At 71.0% G+C, this 1,920-nt stretch carries 1 protein-coding gene; it reads left to right on the forward strand.

Annotation, left to right across the window (positions count from 1 at the left end; all coding sequences use genetic code 11):
• Positions 1–1,920 (forward strand): UvrD-helicase domain-containing protein (locus G6020_RS13125; protein WP_182610925.1); only part of this gene is annotated, 1,920 nt, incomplete at both ends.

Here is a 1,920-nt window from a genome sequence, read left to right on the forward strand (position 1 = left end):
CTGAGGGACCTGCAGGCGGCGGCCACGGATCGGACGGCGTCACCGACCTGGGTCGAACTCCTCGGCAAGCCCATGACCGCAGGCCGGGGAGGACGCGCCGCCGCCTGGGGGGACAAGGCCACCGTCGACGCCATCAAAGAGGAGATCAGGCGACTGCCCTCGATCTGCACCGAGGTCCTGTCCGCCCACTGGCGCCCACGCATCGCGATCATCCTGGACGCCCTCATCCCGGTCATCCGCAGACATGCCGACGACCGTCGCAGGCACGGCACGTTGCAGTTCCACGACCAGCTCGTGCTCGCCCGCGAGTTGCTGCAGGACCGGGACGTCCGGGGCCGGGTCAGGGCCCGGTACACCCGGATCCTCATCGACGAGTTCCAGGACACCGACCCCATCCAGCTCGACCTCGCCACGCTCCTCACCGCCGAGGAACAGACGGACGGCACCGGGTCGGTATCAGTGTCAGGGACCGGCAGGCTCTTCACCGTCGGTGACCCCAAACAGTCCGTCTACCGTTTCCGGCGGGCCGACATCTCCACCTACCTGCGAGCGCAGCGCGGGGACGGAGTCGAGGTCGAACGCCTGAGCACCAACTTCCGGTGTTCGCGGGCGGTGCTCGACTGGGTCAACGAGGTGTTCTCGGAAGTACTCCTCGCCGCGGAGGGAGTGCAGCCCGACTACCGGGAACTGGAACCGGGTCCCGACCGGCCTCCGTTCGACCCCGCGCACGGCCCCCGCCCGTTCGTGTTCCGCACCGAGGACGTCCCCGAGCTTCCCGATCACTGTCCGCCGGACGCGAACGATGATGCACGACGCCACTGGACCGAGGCCTCCGATGTGGCCCGCGTGATCGCGACCGCCGTCCGCGAGCAGTGGACACACGAGTCCAGGGACGGCGGTCACACCCCGCTCCGCCTCGGGGACATCGCGATCCTGTTGCCCTCGCGGAGTTCGCTGCCCATGATCGAGAAGTGCCTCGACCACGCCGGGATCGATTTCCGGACCGAGGCGTCGTCCATCGTCTACGGCACCCCGGAGATCCGCGACCTCCTCCTCTCCGTGCGGGCCGTGGCCAACAGCGCCGACGAGGCCTCGCTCGTCGGTGCGCTCCGTTCCCCGCTGTTCGGCTGCGGCGACGACGACCTGCTCCGCTGGCGCGCCGCCGGTGGGGCGTGGGCCCCCGGTGCCCCGGCACCCGACCACCTCGAGGACTCCCCCGTCGCCGCGGGGATCGACTACCTCTCCGACCTGTCCCGGCGGAGCCGCCGGCCGGGCGAGATCCTGGAGAAGCTCGTCCACGACCGCATGGTCTTCGAGTCGGTCGCCGAGTCCCCCCGCCGCCGCGACCTGTGGCGGCGCATCCGCTTCGTCATCGAGCACGCCTGGCAGTGGGAGGAGTCCGCCGCCGACCCCGCCCGCGCCGACCTGCGGGAGTACGCGGACTGGGCGCTGGCCCTCACCGCCGAGGACGCCCGCGTCCCCGAGGCGGTGATCCCCGAGATCGGTGTCGACGCGGTGCGGATCACCACCATCCATGCCGCCAAGGGCCTCGAGTACCCCATGGTCGTCCTGGCCGGGATGAGCCGCGGCTGGCCCGGGGACCGCGACAGGCTCCTGTGGACGGACGACGATCCCCCGCGCCCCGTGGCCTCCTTCTCCACGCAGGTCCGTGATCCCGGATTCGCGCGGGCCGCAGAGCGAGAGGCCGAGCACTCCAGGGCAGAGCGGATCCGGCTCCTGTACGTCGCCACCACGCGGGCCGAGAGCCGGCTCGCCGTCTCCGGTCACGGATATGTCCTGAAAAAGCAGAAGAACCCGGAGCCCAAGAAGCTGTGGGGTTCCCTCCTCGGTTCGGTGATGGTGGAGCCCGACGCGCCGGCGCTCGTCCCCTACGGCGAGGGACTGCTCGAGCCGGCCGCC

Origin of the sequence: Dietzia sp. B19 (assembly GCF_014145155.1) — a bacterium.
GTDB lineage: Bacteria > Actinomycetota > Actinomycetes > Mycobacteriales > Mycobacteriaceae > Dietzia > Dietzia natronolimnaea.